The organism is Actinoplanes sp. NPDC026670, from assembly GCF_040638175.1.
GTDB lineage: Bacteria > Actinomycetota > Actinomycetes > Mycobacteriales > Micromonosporaceae > Actinoplanes.
Genome location: NZ_JBEZXU010000022.1, coordinates 102,090 through 127,907 on the forward strand (window position 1 = coordinate 102,090; position 25,818 = coordinate 127,907).

General features: G+C 70.6%; 11 protein-coding genes. 1 reads left to right on the top strand and 10 read right to left on the bottom strand.

Annotated elements, in window-relative coordinates:
- Positions 1–25 precede the first annotated feature (25 nt).
- Positions 26–214: a hypothetical protein gene (locus AB0E94_RS22675; RefSeq protein ID WP_360329114.1), complete on the bottom strand. Its 189-nt coding sequence runs from the start codon at positions 212–214 to the stop codon at positions 26–28.
- A 405-nt stretch (positions 215–619) separates the two neighbouring features.
- Here AB0E94_RS22675 and AB0E94_RS22680 point away from each other — a divergent pair, with 405 nt between their 5' ends.
- Positions 620–997, top strand: a complete 378-nt coding sequence (locus AB0E94_RS22680; protein WP_360329116.1) for a response regulator — start codon at positions 620–622, stop codon at positions 995–997.
- A 246-nt stretch (positions 998–1,243) separates the two neighbouring features.
- On the opposite strand, the gene AB0E94_RS22685 is transcribed toward AB0E94_RS22680, so the two are convergent.
- From AB0E94_RS22685 to AB0E94_RS22725, 9 genes are all read right to left on the bottom strand, one after another.
- Positions 1,244–1,513 (bottom strand): hypothetical protein, encoded by a 270-nt coding sequence (locus tag AB0E94_RS22685; RefSeq protein ID WP_360329171.1) that lies wholly within the window; start codon positions 1,511–1,513, stop codon positions 1,244–1,246.
- The gene (locus AB0E94_RS22690; RefSeq protein WP_360329118.1) at positions 1,435–2,214 is read right to left on the bottom strand and encodes a hypothetical protein; all 780 of its coding nucleotides are present in this window, start codon (positions 2,212–2,214) and stop codon (positions 1,435–1,437) included. Before AB0E94_RS22690 ends, AB0E94_RS22685 begins: the two co-directional genes overlap by 79 nt.
- A 56-nt stretch (positions 2,215–2,270) precedes the next feature.
- Complete coding sequence (locus tag AB0E94_RS22695) at positions 2,271–2,759, bottom strand: cyclic nucleotide-binding domain-containing protein (protein ID WP_360329119.1); 489 nt, start codon at positions 2,757–2,759, stop codon at positions 2,271–2,273.
- A gap of 58 nt (positions 2,760–2,817) precedes the next feature.
- Entirely contained in the window at positions 2,818–3,504 is a 687-nt protein-coding gene (locus AB0E94_RS22700) for a CBS domain-containing protein (protein ID WP_360329121.1), read from the bottom strand.
- 448 nt (positions 3,505–3,952) lie between these two features.
- Positions 3,953–4,738, bottom strand: a complete 786-nt coding sequence (locus AB0E94_RS22705) for an alpha/beta fold hydrolase (RefSeq protein ID WP_360329123.1) — start codon at positions 4,736–4,738, stop codon at positions 3,953–3,955.
- On the bottom strand, positions 4,735–10,596 hold the full coding sequence (locus tag AB0E94_RS22710; RefSeq protein WP_360329125.1) for an amino acid adenylation domain-containing protein: 5,862 nt from the start codon (positions 10,594–10,596) through the stop codon (positions 4,735–4,737). The genes AB0E94_RS22705 and AB0E94_RS22710 overlap by 4 nt, the downstream gene beginning before the upstream one ends.
- A complete protein-coding gene (locus tag AB0E94_RS22715) occupies positions 10,593–16,271 on the bottom strand; it encodes an SDR family NAD(P)-dependent oxidoreductase (RefSeq protein WP_360329127.1) in 5,679 nt (1,892 codons plus the stop codon). The genes AB0E94_RS22710 and AB0E94_RS22715 overlap by 4 nt, the downstream gene beginning before the upstream one ends.
- Complete coding sequence (locus tag AB0E94_RS22720; RefSeq protein WP_360329129.1) at positions 16,268–22,786, bottom strand: amino acid adenylation domain-containing protein; 6,519 nt, start codon at positions 22,784–22,786, stop codon at positions 16,268–16,270. Before AB0E94_RS22720 ends, AB0E94_RS22715 begins: the two co-directional genes overlap by 4 nt.
- A complete protein-coding gene (locus AB0E94_RS22725; RefSeq protein ID WP_360329131.1) occupies positions 22,786–25,818 on the bottom strand; it encodes a type I polyketide synthase in 3,033 nt (1,010 codons plus the stop codon). Before AB0E94_RS22725 ends, AB0E94_RS22720 begins: the two co-directional genes overlap by 1 nt.

The window sequence follows — 25,818 nt, forward strand, 5'->3', positions numbered from 1 at the left end:
ACCTGAGCTTGCCGGGCGGGTGGGGTCAGGTCTGCCAGCCGGCACCGAGCAGGCACGTCCCGCAGCCACGGCAGGCGCCGTCGCCGTCGACCGACCCGTCGGCGCGCTGGGTGTAGGGACACGGTTCGCCGGTCGGTGTGGCGTAGCGGCCTACCGGGCGGGTGTCGCCGGTGGGTGCAGCTGTGACCGGTAGGGCCGGTGCGGGTGTGCTCACTGCCTTGACCTGCCTTCCGTTCGTGTCCACTCGACCGCCCGGCGTCGGCTGCCGGCACCAGGCGATGGCCGGTGCGAGGCGATGCCAGATTGCCCTTTTCCTGCCGGCGGGGTCCGGCTCGGGTGCCTATCGAGCCGCACTTCGATGATCACGTCCGGTAGGCCGAGACGGCCAGGGACTTTCGGCTCCTTCCCGGCGCCTGCTCTACCGGACCGACGGCAGTGGATGCACCCGCATGGCTGCCGGTGCACGGTGTGATCCGGGTGGATCACGGTTGTCGGCGGCGGTCGTGCCTGGTGATCGCCGTGGCCCGTGGGATGCTCCTGAGCTGCAACGGCAAGTGGGTGCGGAGGTGGCCCTGGCAGGCCGAAGGGCAGGGGGACGGCCGAGGTGGAGGAGATCATGGTGAAAAGGGATCTGGTGCTTGTCGCGGAGGATGACCGGGACATTCGTGACCTGCTGCACTTCGCGTTGGAGGACGCCGGGTATCAGACGGTGGGTGCCCGTGACGGTGCCGCCGCGGCCCGGATCCTCGGCAGTGCCCACCCGGTCGGGTTGATCACCGATGTGCGGATGCCGGACATGAACGGCATCGACCTGTGCCGGCTCGTCCGGCGGACCCCGGCGATCGGCAACACCGCGATTCTGATGTACTCGGCCGGGACACATCGGTACGACGTCGAGGCCGGGCTGCATGCCGGCGCCGATCGCTATCTGGCGAAACCGTTCTCGCCGCGCCGCCTCGTCACCGAACTGCACGAGGTGATCAACAGCAGGCGCTGACCTGTCATCCCGCCAGCCCGGCGCGGATAGTGGGGGACGTGATCCGGTCGTGTACTCGCTGAGGGCCGGAACCGCCGTGGTCAACGGCGGCCAGCGGGATAGCCACGGTACGGCCCAGGCGCCTGCAGGCTCGCCCGGCTCACGCGGGCGATGATCCGGTGACACGCTGCACAGCAGCGATCCAGTTGAGCAGCCGGACGAGCTGGTTGGGCTGGCCGCTGTGGTAGGCCCCGAAGCGGGCGGCTTTCACGGTTGCCCCGTCTCCAGGACGTCGGCGAGGTTCCGGCGGGGTGTGGCCACGGCCGGTTCCGCATACCCGAGCCTGATGATCATCTGCGCGGTGCGGCCGGTGGCCGGGTCGGTGAGCAAGTCCCGCACAGCGGGGATCTCGATGGGCTGGCTGATCGGGGTGGTGGCCAGGTGCAGGACGGTGGCGGTCAGCAGCACCCGCTGCAGGGCTTGCCCGGCCAGGACCCAGGCCGCCGGGGTGTCCCCGTCAGTGGCCAGGACCGTGATCGTCGGGTAGCCTCGAACCGTTCAGCCGGGCGTGACCGTGGCGGGTGGACCAGCCCGAAGTCACGCAGCGGCAAATGTTCGAGGGCGTCCCACGGGCCGTAGGAGGTCGGTGGGATCCCGTCACGGCGGTGCGGGCGAGGGGTGGTCCAGCGGCCGAGTTCGGCGCGGTAGCCGCCGTAGTCACGGAGCCGGGCTTCGGCCGCACGGCCGAGGCCGATGATCGTGTCACGGGCGACCGCGCCGGCCCTCGTCAGGGTGGCGCCTTCCTGCGCAGCGGCAGCGCACAGTTGGTCCATGCTGTCGACCGGTACGACGGCGTTCGCGAACGGGCGCCGGTTGGTGTGCCGACCGGTTATCGCCGCAGCCAGGGCGGTGAGCTGCGCCGACGGTGTGGTGGTCCCGGTCGTGTGGATGCGAGCGACCAGGTCGGGCAGGTCCGGGTCGGGCAGGACGCTCACCTGCGGGATACGGCCTTGCATTCCGATCGCGAGGCGCAGAGTGAACACCGCGGCACCGACACTTATCAGGAGTTCCCGACCGGCAGGGTCGAGGACATCGAGTTGCCGACTGCGGTCGGCGAACACCTCGACGGTGCCGCCGGTGATCCGGAACCGCCACGGTTGGCTGTTGTGCAGCGACGGCGCCAGGGTGGCCGTCTGTACGCAGCGGGCCAGGACCTGCGCATCCAAGGACGTCGTCATCGCCGCCGTGCCTCTCTTTCTCAGCCGGGTTACCGGTTGTCTGGCCGGAGGGTGGTTCAGCGGTAGTCGCCGGGGTCACTGTCCGGGTAGGCGTACAGTTCAGCGAGCCGTTGACGGGCAGCGTGCAACCGGTCGGCGACCACGGTCAGGAAGCGGGCGTTGAGGTCCCGGCCGAGTTCGGCGTCGTCGGCGATCATGTCCCGGACCATCGCCGCGTCGAACTCAATGGCGTGCATGTCCTCGGCGACCACGGCCCCGAACCGCCACCGGTACGGTGGCATCAGCCAGGACCAGCCGACCACCGACCCCTGGCGCAGCCGTTCGACGACGATGTCGCCACGGCCAGGCACCGCGAAGTCCAGCACCACGGCCCCGGAGTTGATCAGCCAGAACCGGGTCGCCGACTCACCCGCGGCGAACAGTCGCTCGCGGCTGGCACGGAACACGGGCCGCCCGGCCCGGGCCCACCGGTGCAACCAGGCGGCGGGCAAGTCCGCAGCGAAGTCGTGCATCGCCAACTGGTCGAAGACACTCAACGACGACATAACGGCCTTCCTCCTCTTTCCGGTCGGCGCAGCGCGGGACCCGATGGCGGCACCGGCATCAGGCAATGCCGAAGCCGAACCCGGTCGTGGCCTGCTGGTCGTCACGCACCCAGGTGATGGTGTTGACCACGGTCACCACCCCGGGAACCTGCCCGGTCACGTACCCGGCGACCGCCGCGGTCGAGGCCTGCTCGACCTGCCCGGTGAGCGTGACAACGCCACCGCTCACCTGCGCCCGCACGCCGGCGACGGCGTCGGCGAAGTAGGCGGCCAGCATTCCGGCCAGCACATCGTCACGGATCTCGTCGTCCGGGCGCAGGTGAGCCTTCAGCAGGTCACTCCGCGCGACCACCCCGACCAGCCGGCCCTGCTCGTCGAGTACCGGGAGCCGCTTGACCCGCTCGCTGTCCATCAGCCGGGCCGCCGCCGCGATCGACATGCCCACACGGGCCACCACCGGCGGGGCGCTCATCAGATCCGCAGCGGTACCGACCGTGGCCTTGGCCCGCTCGCCACGACGACGGCGGCCCTCGAACAACCGCGGCTTCTGATCCCCCGCATACTCGATCTTGCGGAGCAGGTCGGCTTCGGAGACGACCCCTACCACCTGCAACCCATCGTCGACCACCGGCACCGCGCTGATACGCCGCCCGATCAGCAGATCGACGACCTCGCGGTACGAAGCAGCGCGGTCCACCGTCACGACCGCGGTCGTCATCACGTCATCGACTGTCCAGACCCGCATCACGAACCTCCTCGTCGTCTCCGACGGTAGATCTCGGCAGGACCGGCGGGGCAGGACCGTCAGACCTCCCCGGTGGGTCTATCGGCCCGGAACAGGGACAGGCGGCCGCCCGGAATCGTCTAGGCCCGCCACCTCCTCGCACCGCCGTAGGGCCACCGGCACCGATAGGGCGGCCCGCGCTGGTCCGTCCTCGCCCGGCGCGCGACGGAGTGCAACATCGACGTAGTTCAGCAGAAGTGGTCCCGCGCCGAGCGTGATCCTTTCCCGGGCGTGAGGACAGGTCGACATGGCTACGGTGCGCATCCGCCTGGCCGAAGCGGTCAGTGACGGCATGACAGGCGAAGTGTTCCTGAAAGCTCAAGGAGAAAGGCACTGCGAGCTCTCAGGTACCGCCGCGTTTCAAGGAGGTCTACACCCTCGCCGGCGCCTGCGGCGCCCACATCCTGTCTCAAATGGACCCTGGATGTCCCCTCGGCTGCGCAGACCGACGTGGTTCCGCTGAAGCCGGCGTGAGGTCGGCGACGACAAGCCGTACGACCTCGGAGGCCATCGGGTGGATGAAGAAGTGGTCGCCGGGAAGCAGCCGCAGGTGCGGTCGGGTTGACTGTGAACGCCACCCTTCCAGTTGTGAGGGCCGCACCGTGCGGTCGTGGATGCCTCCGAACACCGTGATCGGCACGTCGAGCGGCAGTTCTTGCTGGTACTCATACGATTCCAGGACGGCGAAGTCGGCTCGGATCACCGGCAGGATCAACTCCATGAGCTCGTCGTTGTCCAGGATCTCCGGCGGTGTGCCGTTGAGCGAACGCAACCGCGTCTTCAGCTCTGCGTCCGAGAAGTTGTGCAGCACCGGTTCCCGGTGCCGGGCGGGGGCGGCGGAGGCCGACACGAACAGATTGCGGGGCAGTGGCCAGCCGCGGCGGCGCAGCAGCCGTGTCAGTTCGAACGCCACCAGCCCGCCGAGGCTATGTCCGAAGAGTGCGAACGGACGGTCGAGTAACGGTTTCATCGCGTCCGCCAGAGCATGGACCAGCGGCGGGAGGCGGGAGAAAGGCTGCTCGCCGATGCGCCTGCCGCGGCCGGGCAGTTCGGCGGGGCAGACCTCGACGTCGTTCGGCACGAGTTGGTCCCAGGTGTGGTACATCGCGGCCGACCCGCCGGCGTAGGGAAGGCACACCAGGCGGGTGCCCGCGTCGGGCCGAGCAGGCGGCATCCGGAACCACTGCTCCGTCATGCCAGGTTCCCCGTGCCGTCGCCCGTGGTATCGGGTGCCTTTTGCTCCCGCAGCAGTCGGCACAGGTGCTCGATCCGGCGTTCGGGATCAGCCACCACCGTCTCGAGCAGCTGGCTCCACTGCCGGGTTAGCCGGCCGACCAGACGTGGATCGACGCGTTCGGCGGCGTGCATCCAGATCCCGCGGATCGCCCCGGCATCCTCGATCATGATGAGGCTGAGATCCACTACCGCGGGTTCCATTCCTGGTGGTACGTGCACGAAACCCTGGTCGGCGGCGAGTGGCTCCAGTCGGACGTCACGCAGCACCGTTGCCGGTAGTGGCGCGTTGAGCAGGTTGAACCCTAGACGGACCCGTTCGCGCTGCTGGGCGAGTTCGCGGCGCAGGGGTTGCAGCGGCACGCTTTGGTGGGCGTATGCCTCGAGGGTCCGCTGTCGGGTCCGGGCAAGAAGTTCGCGGAAGCTCGGATCGCCGCCGAGGTCGAGGCGCAGTATCAACGGGTTCACGAAGAAGCCGATGAGCTGTTCGGTTTCCGGCCGGTCCCGGCCAGCGGTGGGGAAGTCGACGGCGAGGTCCCGGCCGGCAGTGTAGGCGGCGACGTGGACACCGAACGCGGCCGCCAACGTCATGAACAGGGTGGTGCCTTCGCGGGTGGAAAACTCGCGTAGTGCGGCGGTCAGGTCCGGGGAGAGCTCGAACGTGTGCCCTGAGGTGGCGGCCGGTTCCTCATCCGGGAGCTCAAGGTTGTTCAGCCGCGGCGGCTTGGGAAGCGTGGTGAGGGTGCTCCGCCAGTATTCGGTGTGTTCGTCGAGGGCTCCCGTGTCGAACGCCTGGCGCTGCCATACGGCGACGTCGGCGAACTGCACCGGAAGGTCGGGCAAGGCCGGCTGGCGCCCTTCGGTGAGGGCTTCGTAGGCGCTGGCCAGGTCTTTCAGGAGGACCCCGTATGACCAGTTGTCGGTGATGGCGTGGTGAATGGTGAGGATCAGGATGTGTTCGGCGTCGCCGACGGCGATCAGCCGCCCTCGCGCCAAAGGGCCTTCCGAGAGGTTGAACGGTACGCTGCTCTCTTCGGCGAGGATGCTGCGCATCGTCGGGGTCGGATCGTCGGCTGCGTCGCCTTCCAGCCGGTGCCGGGTCAGTGGCCAGGTTCCGGTGGCCTCGATGACCTGGACCAGCCCGGCCGGCCGGGTGGGCAGGCGTGTGCGTAGCGTCTCGTGCCGCTGCACCAGGTGATCGAAGGCGCGTGTCAGGGCGTCCTCGTCGAGCCGTCCGCGTAGACGTGCGGCGGTCACCACGTTGTGAGCGGGGCTCTCGGGGCTGGCCGGGTAGTCGGTGCAGAGCCATTCCTGGGCGTACGACAGCGGGAGGTCCGCGCCGCGTCCGGCTGCCGGGATCGGGGCGAGCGGAGAGGTGTCGGCCTGCTCGTCGTGGTGCGACAGCCGTCCGGCCAGTCCCGCGACGGTCGGGTATTCGAAGATGTCGCGCAGTGACACGTCCTGTCCCAGGCGGGTGCGGATCCGCGAGATCGTCTGGGTGGCCAGCAGCGAGTGGCCGCCGGAGGCGAAGAAGTCGTCATGGATGCCGACCTGCTCCAGCCGCAGGAGGTGTTCGAAGATGTCGGCGAGGGCCTGCTCCAGGCCGCTGCGTGGCGGCGCGTAGGGGGTTCGGGGGTCGGACCGGGCGGCCTGGGGTTCGGGCAGCGCTTTGCGGTCCACCTTGTCATTGGGGGTGAGCGGCAGCGCGTCGAGGAACACGAATGCAGAGGGCAGCATGTAGTCGGGCAGCTTTTCACTCAGGGCGGCACGTAGCTGCGGCTGCAGTTTGCGGGCGCGGCGGGCCGCGGCACCGTTCACCCATGCCGACAGTGGCCCGGCCGGCACCGGTGAAGGCCGTGGAAAGGCCGGTGCCGTGCTCATGGGATGCCCGTCGCCGCCCCTGCGGCGCAGCACGAGGTCGAACGCACCGTCCGGGCCGTGCCGGGTCCAGTCCAGCTCGGCCCGGAAGCCGGCCAGCTCGGCCAGGGACTCCAACTGCTGCGGATGAACCGCGACGGCCGCGGCGGCGGCCAGGTTCTGCCGCAGGTCGGCGGCCGTGCCGTCGGCGGTGCTCAGCTGTGTCACCAGGTCGGCATGGGGCAGGGTCCGCGCGTTCGGCACGTTCTGGATGGCGACCACGTCCGAGGTGGCCGCGACGAGCCGTTCCTGGATGGCGGCCGGGGAGAGCCGGTCGGTATGCCAGTCGAGCCGCAGGGTGTCGGCGGGCGGGACTTCCGGTTCGGTCGCCAGGATGACGTCGTACCGGAATCGGGTGAGTTCGTTGTCGTGCCGGCCGCGTTTGGGCAGGATCTGCACCCCGGTGATGCCGGGCAGCCGGGATCGCATCGCCTGGAAGAAGCGCGGATCGATGACCAGTTCCTCCTCCTCGGCGGCCCGGCGCCGTACCCGTTTACGCAGCGTGTCGGCGCTGAGGTCGGGTGCCGCCCGGTGCAGTTCGACCGAGGCGTGGAATGCCTCGAGCAGCGGGAGGCTGCGCACGTCGCCGATCACGACGGCGCCGCCCGGGTGGAGCCGGGACAGCGCTGCCTCGATGACCCGGGCCAGATACTGTTCGTCGGGGAAGTACTGGACCACCGAGTTGAGCAGGACGATGTCGAACTGCTGGTCCGGCAGCCGGTCGAGTTGGTCGGCGGCGCAGTCGTGCAGTTGCACGTCGCCGGGGAAACGGTCGGGGTCGGCTGTCGCCTGACGCAGCCGGGCCAGCGCCACGGCCGAGAAGTCGGTGCCCCAGTACCGGTCACAGTGCGGGGCGACCGCGTGCAGGATGAGGCCGGTGCCGCAGCCCACGTCCAGTACTGACCGTGGCGCGCGGCTCAGCACGGTTTCGGCGGTGCGATCGACCCAGTCGCGCATCTGCTCGGCAGGGATGGGCTTGTCGGTGTAGCTGCTCGTCCAGCCGCTGATGTCGAACGAAGCGTCGACGTTAGGGGCCGGCTCGTCGTATGCCGTGTCCCAGATGTGACGCCACTGGGTCAGCTCGTCGGCGCTCGCGCCGTCGTCGGACGGGTCGGTGACCACGTACGCCACCAGGCGCTGATCGCCCGGGGTGTCCTCGCGGACGGCAACCACTGCCTGCCGAACACCGGGTTGTTGTGCCAGGACCGTCTCGATCTCCCCCAGTTCGATCCGGAAGCCACGCAGTTTCACCTGATGGTCGATGCGGCCGAGGAACTCGAGGCTGCCGTCGCCGCGGCGGCGGACCAGGTCCCCGGTGCGGTACAGCCGGTCGCCGAGACCGATGGGGAACGGGTGCGGCACGAACCGTTCGGTGGTCAGGTCCGGACGGCCGAGGTAGCCGTGCGCCAGTCCGGTGCCGCCGATGTGCAGCTCGCCGGGGATGCCCGGCGCGACGAGTGCGCCGCGGGCGTCGAGCACGTGCAGTTCGGTGTTGGCGATCGGTTCGCCCAGGGTGATGGGCCCGTCGCCGATGCGGGCCACCGCCGACCAGATGGTGGTCTCGGTGGGGCCGTACATGTTCCACAGTTCGCCGCCGTCACGGGTGAGCTGGCTGGCCAGGTCGGCGGGTAGCGCTTCGCCGCCGCACAGCATGCGGAATCCGGTCGGCGGCGTCCAGCCGGCGTCCAGCAGCAGCCGCCACGTGGCCGGTGTGGCCTGCATCATCGTCGCCCCGGTCTGCGTCAGCAGGGTGTGTAGCTGGCGGCCGTCGGACGCCGCCTCACGGTCGACCAGGAGCACCTGTGCACCGGTGGTGAGTGGCAGCAGCAGTTCCAGCATGGAGATGTCGAAGCACAGCGTGGTCACCGCGGCCAGGGTGTCGTCCGCGGTGATTCCCGGCCGGTCCTGCATAGCCCGCAGGAAGTTGGCGAGCGCGCGGTGCGGGATCTGCACGCCCTTGGGCTGGCCGGTCGAGCCGGAGGTGTAGATGACGTAGGCTAGGGCCTCGGCCGGGCTCTCGACGTCCGGCCGGGTGGCGGGTTCCGCCTGCAGCACGGCGGTGGCCTCGTCCATGCAGACGACTGCGACGGCCGGGTCTGGCAGGCCGGCCAGGACGGTGCTCTGGGTGAGCAGGAGTTTCAGCCCGGAGTCTTGCATCATGAAGGCGAGTCGCTCGTTCGGATATGCCGGGTCGAGCGGTACGTACGCGGCCCCGGCTTTGAGGGTCGCGAGGACCGCGACGACCATGTCCGGGGTGCGTTCGGTACAGATGCCGACCAGGGTGCCGCGCCCGGCGCCGAGGCGGTGCAGGTGGTGGGCGAGCTGGTTGGCTCGCCGGTCGAGTTCGGCGTAGGTCAGGGCCTGTTCGCCACAGCGCAGCGCCTGTGCCTGCGGTGTCTCCTCGGCCCGTTCCTCGAAGGCGTGGTGCGCCCAGCGCAGGTCGGGCCAGACACGGCGGGTGTCGTTGGGCTCGCGGGCCAGCCGGTGCTGCTGTTGGTCGGTGAGCAGGCTCAGCTCGGACAGGCGGCGGCCGGGAGTGTCGGCGATCTGTTCGACGAGCACGCGCAGCGATTCGGACAGTCGCTCGATGGTGGCGCCGTCGAACAGGTCGGCGTTGTACTCGAACCAGCCGTGCAGCCCGTCGGGCCGGTCGAAGACCTGCAACTCCAGGTCGAAGCGGGCGGTGGCGCTCTCCACGGTCAGCGGGGTGATCCGCAGCCCGCCCAGGTCCAGGTCCGGCATGTCGATGTTCTGGAAGACGAACGACACCTGGAACAGCGGTGATCGCGACAGGTCCCGTTGCGGTTGTAGTTCCTCCACCAGCCGTTCGAACGGCAGGTCCTGGTGGGCGTAGCCGCCGAGGCAGGTCGCGCGTACCCGGGCCAGTGCTTCGCTGAAGGTCGGGTCGCCGGAGAGGTCAACCCGCAGGGCCAGGGTGTTGACGAAGAACCCGACCAGCGGTTCCAGTTCGGGACGGGTCCGGTTCGCGATCGGGGTGCCGATCACCAGGTCGTCCTGACCTGCGTAGCGTTGCAGCACCACAGCGAACGCGGTCAGCAGCGTCATGAACGGTGTCGCGCCCTCGCCCCGGCTCAGCGTGCGCAGGCGGCTCATCAGCGGCCCGGGCAGCTCGAACGGCGCCGATCCGCCTCGGGAGGTTTGCACGGGTGGGCGTGGCCGGTCGGCCGGCAGGGCGAGGACCGGCGGGGCGCCGTCGAGTGCCTGCTTCCAGTAGCCGAGGTCGGCGGCCATACCGGCGCCTTCGTCCTGCTGGCGCTGCCAGGCGGCGTAGTCGGCGTACTGGATATCAAGTTCGGGCAGTGGTGAGCGGTCGCCGGCGCGCAGGGCCGGGTAGAGGGCGACCAGTTCGCGGATCGCGACGGCCATGGACCAGAGGTCGGCGACGATGTGGTGCATGGTGAGCAGCAGGATGTGCTCGTCGGCGGCCAGCCGGAACACCCGGACCCGCAGCAGCGGGCCTTCGTCGAGCGCGAACGGCCGCTGGATCTCCTCCCGGGTCAGGGACTGCACGTGCTGTTCGCGGCTGTCGCCGAGGTGGGTGCAGTCGATCACGGCGAAGTCGGCGTGCCCGGCTTCGGCGACCCGCTGTACCGGTTCGCCGTCGACCTGCGCGAAGGTGGTGCGCAGCGCCTCGTGGCGGCGCACGATCTCGTCGGTGCAGCACTGCCACACGTCGAGATCCAGGTCTCCGTGGATGCGCACCGCGGTGGGCACGTTGTAGGCGGCGCTGTCCGGCACGAGTTGCTGCAGGAACCAGAGCCGCTGTTGCGAGAAGGACAGCGGGAACTGGCGCACCCGTGGTCTGCGGGATTGTTCCAGTCGCTCGGCCAGTAGGCGGCGTTTCTGCTCGGTGGTCAGGCCGTCCAGGTCGGGCAGGCTCATGCGTCGGTCTCTCCTTCTGCGGCGGCCTGCGCTGCGAGCAGGTCGCGCAGCATGGCGTCTACTTCGTCGTCCGGAAGCTGGTCCACGTCGATCTGGTCCGGTTCGTCGCGGGCGAGCCGGACGATGGGGCCGGATTCGGGTGCCGCCGTCTCACCGCCCGCACCGACCTGGGTCAGCATCTGGGCGGTGTTGGCGACGGTCGGCAGGTCGAAGAAGTCGCGCAGGGTCAGTTCCACCCCGAAGTGGGCTCGCAGCCGGGTACCGATCTGCACCGCTGCCAGCGAGTGACCGCCGAGGGCGAAGAAGTCGTCGTGCAGCCCGATCGGATCGATGCCGAGCGTGTCGCGCCAGATCCCCGCGATGGTCTGCTCCTGGTCGGTGGCCGGCGCCACGTACGGGGTGTCCAGGTCGGGCCGCGGGTGCTTGGTGGCCGGGGCGGTCGTCTGCAGCTCCGCGGCCAGCCGGGCCGGGTCGATCTGCGCGGCCAGGCGTTGCGCGGTGGCCAGGTCCTGCCGGGAGACGACCAGGTGCGCCGGCATCGGCCGGGCGCGCAGGATCCGGTCGAACAGGTCCGTGGCCTCCTGCGCGGTCATGCCGGTGTTGAGGGCCTGTAGCGCCGCCAGTGCACCGGGCTGGGACGCGCCGGCGTGCGGCGTGTCCGGGGCTGCTGCTGATTCGACCTGATCACGCATCAGTTCGGGCTCGTGGATGCGTTTCATGATGAAATCGCCGAGCCGTACCAGCAGCCGACCCTGGTCGTCGTAGACGTCGGCGTCGCAGACCAGGGTCTCGCCGGAGGTGTCGTTGCCCTCTTTGATCCGGATGTGGCAGGCCATCCGCCGGGTGAGGCCGCGCACGAACCGCAGGCTGCCGTACCAGAAGGGCAGGTAGTAGCCCTCGGCGGCGTGCACGCGGGACGCGCCGCCGACCACGTCCAGCAACGCCGGGTGCAGCTGATAGGTGTCGAGGTCGGCGGTGTACTGCTCCGGAAGTTCCAGGATGGCCACCAGGCCGCGAGGGCCGGCGTGGATGCGGGTGAGGCAGCGCCACCGGCCTTGCACGGCGAACCGGATGATCCCGCCCTCGGCGGCGAAGTCGAGCCGCAGCCGGTGCCGCAGCGCCTGCTCACCCTCGATGACCTCGTCGGCGCCGGCGTCCTCGATCAGCTCGGCGACCTCCCGCGTCGTGCGCTGCTCGGGTTCGTGCAGCAGCACCGTGCCGGTGGCGTGCTCCTGCCAGTCCTGTGCCGTGCCCGGCACGCGGCTGCGGATGCGGAAGCTCAGGTCGCCGTCCGTGCGGTCCAGGATCGTGTATAGGTCGCGTTCCTGCCCGTCGGGGACGATGACCGGCAGGGTGAACAGCACGTCACGGAACTCGATCTCGCGTCCGGCTGCCGCCGGCTGCACCGCTGCCCGGACCATCTCCAGGTATGTGGTGCCGGGAACGAGGCCGTGTTCCTGCATCCGGTGTTCGTCGACGATCCAGCTGTCCGAGGTGCGCAGCGTGGTCAGGAAGACCTCGGTGCTGTCGGTGCGCCGCAGACGGCGTTGCAGCAGCGGGTGACCGACGACCTCGCCGCCTCCCCTATCGTCGCCGGGTCCCGCGCTGGCGCCGGCTGGCCCGTGCAGGTCTGCGGCCATGCCGGTCTGCTGCCAGGTGTCCCAGCCGACCGCGGTGACCGGGACTGACCCGCCCGCGGCACGCCAGGCGGCGAAGGCGTCCAGGAACGCGTTGGCCGCGCAGTAGTCGATCTGGCCGGGCCCGCCGAGAACCGCGGTCCGCGACGAGAACAGCAGGAAGAAGTCCAGCGGGTCGCGGGAGCACACCGTGTCCAGCACCAGGGTGCCCCGCGTCTTGGCGGCCAGTACCGCGTCGGCGTCCGCGCGGGTCTTTCCGGCGATCAACCCGCTCGCAGGTGTGCCGGCCGCGTGGACGACACCGTTGAGCGGGCCGAATCGATCTCGGATCTGCTGCACCGCCCTGCTGGTCTGCTCGGCGTCGGTGACGTCGGCGCGCAGCACCACCGGCCTGGCGCCCGTGTTCCGCAGCGCCTGTAGACGCCGGATCCGGATGCTGGTGGCATCGTCCGCTTGATGTTCGGCGAGCCATTGCGGCCAGGAGTCCTCCGGCGGGAACCAGCTGCGCCCGAGCAGCCCGATGACTGGCGTCCGCGCGGTACGGGCCACATGCTCGGCGAGCGTGAGGCCGATGCCGCCCAGCCCTCCGGTGATCAGGTACACGCCGCCGTCGCGCAGCCGCCCACCGTCCGGTCCGGTCGCGTCCACCTCGACGGGGTCGAACGTACGCGCCCACCAGTGGCGTCCGCGCCAGGCGAGCACACGTTGCTCTGACGATGCGGCCGCCGCCGCCCGCAGGGCGTCGAGGACCGTCACCGGGGGTGCGGCCATGATCTGATCGGTGAGGTCGAGGACGCGGCACCTGACGTCCGGCACCTCCTGCGGGATCACGATGCTCGGGCCGAGGACGGTGGCGTTCTCGGGCCGCAGTTGCTCCTGCCCGGTCACGTCAAAGACGCCGCGCGTGAGGACGTCGAGCGCGAGGGGAGGATGCCCGGGGCGTTCGGACAGCGCTTGGGCGAGGGCCAGCAGGCTGTGGAAGCCGGCGGCCTGCGCGGTGTCGAGCCGCGCCCGGTCCAGGTTCACGACGGGTTCACCGGCGAGGCTCCACAGGTGCAGGACGCGGGCCGGCCACCGCTCGTGCGCGGCGAGCGCGGCGAACAGGCGGGCGTAGTCCTGCGGGGAGGCCGGGTCGATGGTGAAGCAACCCTTGGCGTCTTGCGTGAAGCCGGCGCCCGCGGACACCTCGACGACGGGGCGGCCCGCCGCTTCGAGTGCCTCCCGCAGTTTGCAGCCCAGTTTCAGGTCGGCGCCGAGCACGAGCCACGGTCCCGGCGCGGCGAAGGGCTGGGCGGCGGCCGGTGGCAGGCGCCGCCAGCTCGGTGTGTAGGTCCATGTCGCGGGTTGCGTCGCGGGTTCGGCGGGGCTGGGCTGGTCTGCCGGTCCGGGCTCCACCCAGTACCGCTGCCGCTGGAAGGGGTAGGACGGAAGCCGCACCCGACGGCGGCTGCCGGCGTCGTCGAGGCCGTTCCCGTGGACTGGTGCGCCGGCGCACCACATCTGCCCTACTGCCTGCAGCAGCACCTGCCGGTCGGGATGCTGCTCGCGGGGCTGGCGCAGCGTGGCGGCGACAACCCGCTCGGGCGTCCAGGAAGGGTGCTGGCGGGCGAAGGTCGACAGCGACTGGCCCGGTCCGACCTCCAGCAGAAGCAGGTCCGGATCGGCGAGCAAGGTCGCCAGGTTGTCGGCGAACCGCACGGCAGATCGCAGATGCGAACCCCAATATCCGGCGTCGGTGGCCTGGGTGTCCTCGATCCAGGTTCCGGTCACGTTGGAGCAGAAGGGGATCTGCGGGGGCTGCATCTGGATCTTGCCGGCCTCGTCCTGGAAGGGTGCCACTGCGGGCTGCACGAGGGGTGAGTGGAACGCGTGTGAGGTGTGCAGCCGGCGGCAGCCGACGCCGGACGAGGTGAGCCGCTGCTGCAGTCGTTCGATGCCGTCGGCCGGACCGGCGACCACGCACAGCGACGCACCGTTGACGGCTGCGACGCACAGGTCGTCGTCGAGCAGCGCCGTGATCTCGTTCTCGGGCAGGAAGACGGCGAGCATCGCCCCAACCGGGGTTGCCTGCATCAGCCGGCCGCGGGCCGCCACCAGCGTGGTGGCGTCCTCCAGGGTGAACACGTCGGCGAGGCAGGCGGCCACGTACTCGCCGATGCTGTGGCCGGCCATGGCGTGCGGGACGAGACCCCATGCCATCAGGGTGCGGGCCAGGGCGTATTCCACGGCGAACAGGGCCGGCTGGGCGAGCGCCGTCTGCTGCAGGCGGTGGGCGGCGTTCTCGGTTTCCTCCGGCGGCGGAAACAACGTCGTCCGCAGATTGTCGTCGAGGTGCGGGGCGAACAGGGTGAGGCAGCGGTCGAGTTCGGTGCGGAAGACCGGCTCGTCGGCGTACAGCTGCCGGGCCATGCCGGCGTACTGGGTGCCCTGGCCCGGGAAGAGAAAGGCCACCTTCGCGGCCCGGCCCGCTGTTCGTGTCTCGCCGGAGCGTGTCTGCTGCCGCAGCTGCCGGATGGCGTCGGCCCGGTCGACGCAGACCACTGCCCGGCGCTGTTCGAACGCACGCCGGCGTACCGCCAGGGTGTGGGCGACGTCGGCGAGGTCCTCGTCCGGGTGGGTGTCGAGGTGGTCCGCCAGCCGCTGCGCCACCTGTTCCAGGGCCGGGCCGGTACGCGCCGAAAGGGTCAGCAGCTGCCACGGGCGACCCGGCGGCCCGGGCTGCGGGACCGGCCCTTCCTCCAGCACCACATGCGCGTTGGTGCCGCCGATGCCGAACGAGCTGACGGCCGCCCGTCGTGGCACACCGGTGCGGGGCCAGGGCCGATGTGTGGTGTTGACGAAGAACGGGCTGGACTCGATCGCGAGTTCCGGGTTGGGCCGCTGGAAATGCAGGCTGGCCGGGATGGCCTCGTTCTTGAGCGCGAGCGTGGCCTTGATCAATGCGGTCGCCCCGGCCGCGGCGTCGAGGTGGCCGACGTTGCTCTTCACCGAACCGATGGCGCAGTAGCCGACCGCGTCGGTCTGCTCGCGGTAGGCGCGGGTCAGGGCGGCGATCTCGATCGGGTCGCCGAGCGCCGTTGCGGTGCCGTGGGCCTCCACGTAGCCGACCGTCTCCGCCGACACCCCGGCGATCCCCAGCGCTTCGGCGATCACCTCCGCCTGCCCCTCGACGCTCGGCGCGGTGTAGCCGACCTTGAGTGCGCCGTCGTTGTTGACGGCCGATCCCCGGATCACCGCGTCAACCAGGTCGCCTTGCTCGCGTGCGTCGGTGAGCCGGCGCAGCACCACCAGGGCGACGCCGTTGCCGATGACGGTGCCTGCGGCGGTGGCGTCGAACGGGCGGCAGTGCCCGTCCGGGGACAGGATGCCGCCCGGCTCGTACAGGTAGCCGTTGTGCAGTGGCACGTTGACGGAGACGCCACCGGCCAGGGCGATGTCGCATTCCCCGGAGAGCAGGCTCTGGCAGGCGAGGTGGACGGCGACAAGGGAGGTGGAGCAGGCGGTCTGGACCGTGATGCTGGGGCCTTTGAGGCCGAGCTTGTACGAGGCCCGGGTAGCGAGGAAGTCCTTGTCGTTGGCGAGCTGGGTCTGGTAAGGGCCGAGGGCGTCGACGACGCTACGGTTGGCCAGCAGGTTGAACAGCAGGTAGGTGTTGAGGCTGGCGCCGGCGAACACGCCGATCCGGCCCGGTAATGTCTGCGGGTCGTATCCCGCCGATTCCAGGGCTTCCCAGGTGCATTCGAGGAAGACGCGGTGTTGCGGGTCCATCAGCTCGGCCTCGCGCGCCGACAGGCCGAAGAAGCCGGCGTCGAAGGTGTCGGCCCCGTCCAGGACGCCTTTGGCGCGCACGTAGCCGGGCTGTGCCAGCAGCTCGACGCTGACGCCCTGTTCGCGCAACTGCTGCTCGGACGGGAAGGACAGGCATTCCGTGCCGGCTGCCAGGTTGTCCCAGAACGCGCCGACGTCGGCCGCCTTCGGGAAGCGGCCCGCCATGCCGATGATGGCCACCTGCGACAGGTCGTCGGTCGCGTCGCTCACGGTCGGTCTCCTTCGGATTCGTTGCGGTTGCGCAAGCGGCGGGCGGCCGCGTCGCGGCGTGCCGTCATGGCCTGCCGGCGGCTGGCCACTCGGCCGCGGGCGTCGTCCATCGGATCGGCCGTGCCCGGGTTGCCGGCCAGGTGCTCGGCCAGGGCGCGCACCGTCGGGAACTGGAACAGCTCGACGAGCGTGATCGGGCGCCGCAGCTGCGTTTCGAGGGTGCTGCGCAGCTCGACGACGAGTAGTGAGTGGCCGCCCAGCTCGAAGAAGTTGTCGTTGACGCCCACCTGATCGAGGCCGAGCAGCCGGGTCCAGGCCTCGGCGATAGTGCGTTCCATCCGGTCGCGCGGCGCCTCGTAGGGCACGCCCAGGTCGGGGCGTGACAGTTCCGGGTCGGGCAGGGCGGCCCGGTCCACCTTGCCGTTGGGTGACAGCGGAAGGGCAGGCAGGGTGACGAAGGCGGCGGGGACCATGTGGTCCGGCAGCCGCTGTATCAGGTAGGTGATCAGCTCACCGGCCGTGGGCGGTTCACCGGCGGTCAGGTATGCCACGAGCCGGGTGTCGCCGGCGTGTCCGCGGGCGACGACGATGGCCTCCCCCACGGCGGGATGGCCGGCCAGCGTGTGCTCGATCTCGCCGAGTTCGATGCGGAATCCGCGTAGTTTCACTTGATGGTCGAGGCGACCCAGATATTCGATGGCGCCGTCGTCGCGGAATCGGGCCAGGTCCCCGGTGCGGTAGATACGGGCCGCCGGATCCGGGTCGAACGGGTGTGCGGCGAACCGTTCGGCGGTTAGCTCGGGCCGGTTGAGGTAGCCGCGGGCCAGGTTACGGCCGCCGATGCACAGCTCGCCGGCGACCCCGCGGGGTACCGGCCGCAGACCGGGGTCGAGCACGTACAGCTGGGTGTTGGCGATGGCGTGGCCGATCGGCACCGGCCGGGTGTCGCCGTCGTGGCGGCAGGCCCAGGCGGTGACGTCCACGGCCGCCTCGGTCGGGCCGTACAGGTTGTGCAGTTCGGCGGGCAGCTGTGCGAAGAACCGGTCCTGCAGCTCTCGGGGTAGGGCTTCGCCGCTGCAGATCACCCGGCGCAGGCTGCGGCAGCCGGCTGCCCCGTCCTCCTGCAGGAAGACGTGCAGCATCGCGGGCACGAAGTGCAGTGTGGTGATCTGCTCGCGCTGGATGGTGTCTGCCAGGTAGCGGCTGTCCTTGTGCCCGTCCGGGCGGGCCACCACCAGGCAGGCGCCGGACATCAGCGGCCAGAAGAACTCCCAGACCGACACGTCGAAGGAGTACGGCGTCTTCTGCAGCACCCGGTCGGACGCGTCGAGCCGGTAGGTGTCCTGCATCCACAGCAGGCGGTTGCGGATGCCGGCGTGCACGTTCATGACGCCTTTCGGACGCCCGGTGGAACCGGAGGTGTAGATGACGTAGGCGAGGTCCTCGCCGCCGATGGGGACCTGCGGCCGGTCGCCGGGCTCGCTTTCGAGGTCGCTGGTGACCTCGTCCACGCAGAGCACGGTCGCCTCATGCTCGGGCAGTCCCGGCGCCAGGTGCCGCTGCGTCAACAGCACCGGCACGCGGACGTCGGCCAGCATGAACTCCAGCCGCGAGCGGGGATAGCCGGGGTCCAACGGCAGGTAGGCACCGCCGGCTTTGAGGGTGGCGAGCAGTGCGACCACCAGCTCGGTGGACCGCTCCATGAAGATGCCTACCAGCACGTCCCGGCCGACCCCGCAGCGGCGCAGCCGATGCGCAAGCTGGTTGGCGCGGCGGTCCAGTTCGGCGTACGTGAGCCGTTCGTCTTCGAAGCGCAGAGCCTCGGCGTCTGGTGTCGCGTCGGCCTGCGATTCGAAGACGTGGTGGATGAGGCCGGCGTCCGGCCACTCGCGCGGGCCGCCGTCGCCGAGAGCCAGTACCTCGCGGCGTTCCGCCTCGTCGAGGATCGACAGGCTGCCGATCGCCTGATCCGGCTGGTCCGCGACGGCGGCGAGCAGACGCTGCAAATATTGCGTGATGCGGCCGGCGGTGGGCGCGTCGAACAGGTCGAGGCTGTATTCGAGACGGCCGTGCACGCCGTCGGCGTCGTCGGTCAGCAGCAGCTCGAGGTCGAACTTCGCGGTGCCGGCGTCGGCGGTCAGCGGCTCGACGTGCAGACCGGCGCCGTTCCAGGCCGGGAACGGGACGTTCTGCAGGGCGAATCCGACCTGGAAGATCGGGGTGCGGGCCAGGCTGCGTTCCGGTTTCAGCGTCTCGACCAGCCGTTCGAACGGCACGTCCTGGTGTTCGTAGGCGTCGAGGCAGACGCGCCGCACCCGTTCGAGCAGTTGTCGGCAGGTCGGGTCGCCGGAAAGGTCGGTACGCAGCGGCAGGGTGTTCACGAACAGCCCGATCAGCGGTTCGAGTTCGGGCAGGCGCCGATTGGCCACCGGCGTGCCGATCACTATGTCGTCGGTGCCGCTGAGCCGGCCGAGCAGGGCTTGGAAGACGCCGGCGAGGACCATGAAAAGTGTGGCGCCCTCCTGCCGGGCGAACGCCCGCAGCCGCTGGACGACGGACTCATCGAGTCGCACCGGCAGGGCGGCGCCGCGGTAGCTCTTCTCGGGTGGGCGGGGGCGGGCCAGTGACAGGTTGAGCTCGGCCGGTGCCCCGCGCAGCTGCCGGACCCAGTAGTCGAGGCCGTCATTCTCGGTCTGCCGGCCGAGTTCCTGCTGCTGCCAGAGGGCGAAGTCCGGGTACTGCACGGCGAGTTCGGGCAGCGGGCTCTGCCGCCCGGCCCCGAACGCCGCATAGAGGGTGAGCACCTCCCGTAGCAGCACACCCAGCGACCATTGATCCGAGATGATGTGGTGCATGGCGAGCAGCACGACGGTCTCCTCGCCGGCCACGCGCAGCAGTTCGAAGCGCAGCAGCGGCCCGTCCGCGAGCCGGAAGCCACGCGCGAAGAAACTCTCGGCATGGGTATGGATCTGCTCGTCGACCCCGTCGGTCACCGTGATGTCGTGGATCTGCAGGTCCGCGGGGGCCTGTGGGCGGATGACCAGCCGGGGCTGGCCGTCGATCTCGGTGAAGACCGCGCGTAGTACCTCGTGACGTCGCATCACCTCGTCGCAGGCGCGCCGGAACAATGCGATGTCGAGCCGGCCGCGGACGCGCAGGACAGCGGGTATCAGGTAGGCGCGGTTGCCGGTGGACAGCTGTTCGAGGAACCACAGCCGCCGCTGCGCAAACGCCGGCGGCACGGGCAGGCCGGGATCGGCACGGCGGGGCACGACCAGTGTCACGTGGTCGTCGGGTGCCGTGCCCGTGGTCGGCTGGGCGCCGCGTTGGCGCAGCCGCTGCGCCAGCGCGGACGCGGTGGGGCGTTCGAACAGCTCCCGCAGCGGCAGGTCGATTCCGAGCCGGGACCGTAGTCGGGTGGTGACCTGGGTGGCGAGCAGCGAGTGCCCGCCCAGGACGAAGAAGTCGTCGTCGGCGCCGACCTGGTCCGCGCCGAGCAGCCCGGCGAAGATGTCGGTGATCGTCTGCTCGAGCGGGTCGGCCGCGGCGCGGTAGGGGGTTTGCAGACTGGCGCGGCCGAACTGCGGCTCCGGCAGCGCCGCACGGTCGATCTTGCCGTTGGGGGTCAGCGGGAACCCGGTCAGGAACACGAATGCCGACGGCACCATGTATTCGGGCAGGCTGTCGCGCAGGAACGCGGCGACCTCCTGCGGCGCGGGCGCAGCGGGGCTGGCGAGGTAGGCGACCAGGCGGGTGTCGCCAGCGTGCTCGCGGGCGGTGACCACTGCGGCGTTCACCGCAGGGTGTGCGGTGAGCGCCTGCTCGATCTCGCCGAGCTCGATGCGGAAGCCGCGGACCTTCACCTGGAAGTCGATGCGGCCGAGGAACTCCAAACTGCCGTCACCGTGTCGGCGCACCAGGTCGCCGGTGCGGTAGAGCCGCTCCCCCAGCCCGTTCGGCGCGGGGTGGGCGACGAACCGTTCGGCGGTCAGCTCGGGCCGGTTCAGGTAGCCGCGGGCGAGCCCGGCGCCGCCGATGTGCAGCTCGCCCGGCACGCCGGTGGGCACCGGCTGTCCGTGCCGGTCGAGGATGAGCAGTTCGGTGTTCGCGATCGGCTCACCGAGACGGATCGGGCCGGCACCGACCTGGGAGACCGCCGACCAGATGGTGGTCTCGGTGGGCCCGTACATGTTCCACAGCTGGGCGCCCAGCGGCAGGAGCCGGCCGGCGAGGCTCGGTGGCAGGGCCTCGCCGCCGCACAGCATCCGCAGCTGCGGCCGGCCCGTCCAGCCTGCCTCGATGAGCATCCGCCACGTCGAGGGGGTGGCCTGCATGATCGTGGCGGCGGCGGCGTCGAGCGCGGCGGCCAGGGCCGGGCCGTCGGCGGCTACGTCCCGGCCGGCCACCACCACGCGTGCCCCGGTCACCAGCGGCAACAGCAGTTCGAGGACGGAGATGTCGAACGAGAGGCTGGTAACCGCGAGGAGCACGTCGTCACGGCTGATGCCCGGGCGCTGCTGCATGGACCGCAGGAAGTTGGCGAGAGCACCGTGGCTGATCTGCACACCTTTCGGCCTGCCGGTCGAACCCGACGTGTAGATCACGTAGGCGAGGTCGCCGGAGCCGGGCTGCCCGGCAGGCGCGTCCGCCGGCTCGCCGGCGAGTTCGTCGCCGATCTCGTCGAGGCAGAGCACGGTCGCGGCGCCGACCGTCGAATGGTCGGCCACGCGGCGCTGGGTGAGGAGCACCGGGGCCTGCGAGTCGTCGAGCATGAACTGCAGGCGTGAGCGGGGGTAGACCGGGTCGAGGGGCAGGTAGGCGCCGCCTGCCTTGTGCACGGCCAGCAAGGCGACGACCATGTCGATCGAGCGTTCCAGGCACAGCGCTACCAGCACGTCGCGGCCGACGCCGAGGCGGCGCAGCCGGTGGGCGAGCTGGTTGGCCCGCCGGTCCAACTCGTCGTAGGACAGGGCTCGGTCGGCGAAGCGGACCGCCTCGGCGGCCGGCGTCTCCCGCGCCCGGCGGGCGAACCGCAGGTGAGCGATGTCGCCGTCGGGCCACGTGCGCCGGCTGTCGGCGGCGGCCGCCAGCAGCGAGCGCCGTTCGTCGGCGCCGAGCAGAGGCAGCGCCCCGATGGGCTGGTCCGGGTCGGCCGCCACCTCCCGCGCCAGCCGGCACAGGTACTCCGCCAGCCGGGCGACGGTGGTCTCGTCGAACAGGTCGCTGTTGTATTCGAACAGTCCGCTCAGGCCGTCTTCGTCCTCGACGAGTTGCAGCTCCAGGTCGAAGCGGGCCGTGCGGCTGCGGACGGTGATGCGGGAGAACTCGAGGCCCGCCACGTGCAGGGTGGGCAGCGGCTGAGTCTGGTAGGCGAAGCTGATCTGAACGATCGGCGGCCGGCTGAGATCACGTGGCGGTTTCAGCTCCTCGACCAGCTTTTCGAACGGCATCTGCTGGTGGGTGTAGGCGCCGAGGCAGGCGTCACGGACGCGTTCCAGCAGGTCGGCGAAGGTCGGGTCACCGCCCAGGTCGGTGCGTATGGGCAGCGTGTTGACGAAGAAGCCGATGAGCCGTTGCAGTTCGGTCTGCTCACGGTTGGCGACCGGGATGCCGACGACCACGTCGTCCTGTCCGGTGTAGCGGTTCAGCAGCACCTGGAACAGGGCGAGCAGGACCATGAACGGGGTGGCGTCGCGTTTGCGGCCGGTGGCGGCCAAGTCCTGCACCAACGGTGCGGGCAGGTCGAAGTGCCACGAGCCGCCACGGAACGACTGCGCCGCAGGGCGCGGGTGGTCCAGCGGCAGCTCCAGCACCGGCGGGGCGCCGGCGAGACGCTGCTTCCAATAGTGCAGCGCCTCGTCGCTGGTCTGCGGCTGTGCGTGCTGCCGTTCCCGCAGGGCGACGTCACCGTACTGGATCTGCAGCGGAGGCAGCGGGGACGGGCGGCCTTCGGCGAGGGCCGCGTAGATCTCGGCGAACTCGGCGAAGAGCACGGTCACCGACCAGCCGTCGGCGATGATGTGGTGCAGGACCACGACGAGCAGATGCTCGTCGTCGGCGGTGCGTAGCAGCCGCATCCGTAGCAGCGGCCCGGTGGCCAGGTCGAATGGTGCCGAGATCTCGGCGGCAATCCGGTCGGTGCAGGCCGTCTCGCGCACTGTCGCCGGGAGTGCGCGCAGGTCCTCCTCACCGATCTGTACCGTCACGAGTGGCGCCACCACCTGCACCGGGACGTCGTCGCGTTCGGTGAAGGTGGTCCGTAGCGACTCGTGCCGCCCGACCAGTTCGGTGACGGTGGCGTGCAGCAGGTCACGGTCGAGCAGGCCGCGGATGCGCACGGCTGCGGGTACCACGTATGCCGTCGTGCCGGGTGTAAGCCGTTCCAGGAACCACAGCCGCTGCTGCATGGCCGACAGCGGATAGACCTTCTCCCGGGTCTGGGTTTTCAGCCGCTTCGCCAGCAGCGCGCGCTGCTCGGGTGACAGGCTCGCCAGCCGTTCGCGCAGGCTCACCATCAGCGTCCCTCCTCGAGCAGCGCGTGCGCCTCGGCTTCGGGTAGGCGTTCCAGCTCGGCGAGCAGCGCGTCGGTGTCGTCGGCCGGCGGGGGTGCGCCGCCGGTGTGCGGGTCGTCGCCCAGCTGTTGCAGGACCTGTTCGGTCACCCGCCGGATCGACGCGCCTTTGAGCAGGGCGACCAGCGGCAGGGTGACGCCGAGCTGGTCGCGGATCTGAGTGCGCAGGCCGGTGGCCATCAGCGAGTCCAGGCCCAGGTCGAGCAGCGGCTGGTCGAGGCCGACCTGGACGGTGGCGGCGCCGGCCCGGCGGCGCGGGCCGCCGCCCGTTGTCAGGGCCGCTGCCACGCCGCGGGTGAGGTGATCGGCGAGGACGGTGAAGCGCTCGTCGTCGTTGAGCGCCAGCAGCGCCTCGCGGGTGAGCAGCGCACCGTCGGACGTGGCCGCCGGGTCGCCGGCGGCCGGCGTGTCCGGTCGGGCGGCCTCGCCGGCGCCGGTCGTCGAGGCCGGCGCCACGGTGGGCGCGTCGTACCAGTGGCGTGTCCGGATGAACGGCGAGGTGGGCACCGGTACCCGGGTCCGCGTGTAGCCCCGGTCGAAGCCGGCCCAGTCGATGTCGGAGCCGTGCTCATACAGAGCGGCGAGGGTGGACAGGACGGTGTGCCAGTCGTCCTGTCCGGCACGCAGGCTCGCAAGGGCGAGCAGCTTGGCGCCGGTCAAATCCGCCGCCATCCGGCCGACGAGGTTCGCGTCCGGGCCGATCTCGACGAACCGGGTGTGGCCGAGGCTTGCCAGCGTCGACACGGCGTCGGTGAACCGGACCGGCTCGTGAGTCTGCCGGCACCAGTATTCGGCGTCGGGTATCTCGTTCCACGGCCACAGCGCCGCGTCCAGGCTCGATACGAACGGGATGTGCGGCGGCGCCTGGGTGATCTCGCCGGCGACCTGGCGCAGCGACGCCAGATCATGATCGTGCCCGGGCTGCGCCGACAGGGACGCGGGCTGCAGACGGGCCCGTTGCGTCACGAGCCGCAGCGCGTCGGGCAGGCTCATTACCCCTGCCGTGCGGGCGGCCGTGATCTCGCCGACGCCGTGCCCGAACACCGCGGCCGGTCGTACACCCCACGCAGCCCACAGTTCGGTGAGCGCGTGCTGCACGGCGAACAGCGCCGGTTGCGCCACGGTGGGCCGGGCCAGGTCAGCCGCGCCTGGTTGTTCGGGGAACAGGGCGTCGAGCAGCGGAATCCCCAGTTCGCGGAGCAGTTCGTGACAGTGCTCCAGGGCTTCCCGGAAGACCGGCGCGCTGTCGTACAAGGCGCGGGCCATGCCCGGACGTTCGCTGCCGACGTCGCCGTATAGGAAGGTCACCTCGGGTTCGCGTCCGTCGGCGCTCAGGGTCCGGTCCGGCAGTGGCCGGTCCAGGACAGCGGTGAGCGCCGTGCCGAGTTCGTCCGCCGACGCGCCCACCACGGCGACACGGTGCGGGAAGTGGGATCGTCCGGTGTTGGCGGAGAAGCAGTGATCAGCGGCCGGTGCCGTGCCCGCGCCCCGCAACTGGTCGCGGTGCCGTTGCACGAGCAGGCGCAGTGCGGCCTCGCTGCGGGCCGAGACGGCGAGAACGTGCAGCGGCCGGCGCCCGTCGGCGGTGGCCGGTACCCGGGCGGGACCCTGTTCGACGAGCAGGTGCACGTTGGTGCCGCTCAGTCCGAAGCTGCTGACCCCAGCGATGCGGCGGCCGTCGCGCGGGCTCCAGCCGGTCAGCTCGGCCGGGATGGCGAAAGGGGGCCGGTCAACCGCGATGTGCGGGTTGAGGCGCTGGAAGTGCAGGTGCGGCGGGATCGCGCGGTGGCGCAGCGCCAGGACGACTTTGATCAGTCCGGCGATCCCGGCGGCCGCCTCGAGGTGACCGAAGTTGGTCTTCACCGAGCCGAGGTGCCACTCGGCGCCCGGTTCTGCCGGGAAGACGTCGGCCAGCGCCTCCACCTCGATGGGGTCGCCGATGGTGGTGCCGGTGCCGTGCGCCTCGATGTACGAGACCTGCCCGGCCTCGACACCGCTGGTGTGCAGGGCGTGACGCAGCAGTTCGCGTTGCGACAGCACGTTGGGGGCGGTCAGGCCGGTGCTGCGGCCGTCCTGGTTGACGGCGCCGCCGCGGATGACGGCGAGGACGTCGTCGCCGGCGGCGACGGCGTCGGAAAGCCGTTTGAGCACGACCATCCCGCAGCCCTCACCACGGACGAAGCCGTTCGCGCCGGCATCGAAGGTCCGGCAGCGCCCGTCCGGCGACATCATGCCGAACTGTGAGAAGCCGATGCTGGGCAGCGGCGAGAGGATGACGTTCACCCCGCCCGCGAGGGCCATGTCGCATTCGCCGGTGCGCAGGCTCTGGCAGGCGAGGTGCACAGCAAGCAGCGAGGAGGAGCAGGCGGTGTCGACCGACACCGCCGGGCCGCGCAGGTCCAGCAGGTAGGCGAGGCGGCCGGAGACGATGCTGTGCGCGTTGCCGGTCACCGCGTACGGTGTCAGGTCGTCGGGGTGGGTGAACCGTTGAAGCCCGTAGTCGTTGCCGATCACGCCGACGAACACACCGGTCCGGCTGCCGGCCAGGTCGGTGTACCCGGCGTTCTCCAGCGCCTCCCAGGTCACCTCCAGCACCAGGCGCTGGTTGGGGTCCATCGCCTCGGCCTCGCGCGGTGATATCCCGAAGAAGGCGGCGTCGAACTCGTCGATCCGGTCGAGGAAGCCACCCCATTTCGTGGTCATCTTCCCGGGGCGGCCCATCTGCGGGTGGTAGAAGGTGCCGGTGTCCCACCGGTCGGCGGGTACCTCGCGGACCGCGTCGACACCGTCGGCGAGCAGCCGCCAGTACGAGTCGGCATCATCTGCGCCGCCCGGGAACCGGCAGCCGACGCTCACCACAGCGATCGGTTCGGTGCGTGCGCGGCGGGCCGTCTCCAGCTCGCGCTGGAGCCGGTCGATGGTGGCGAGTGCACGCCTGATGGTGGAGGACGACGTGGTGTCGGCCGGCTGGCTCAT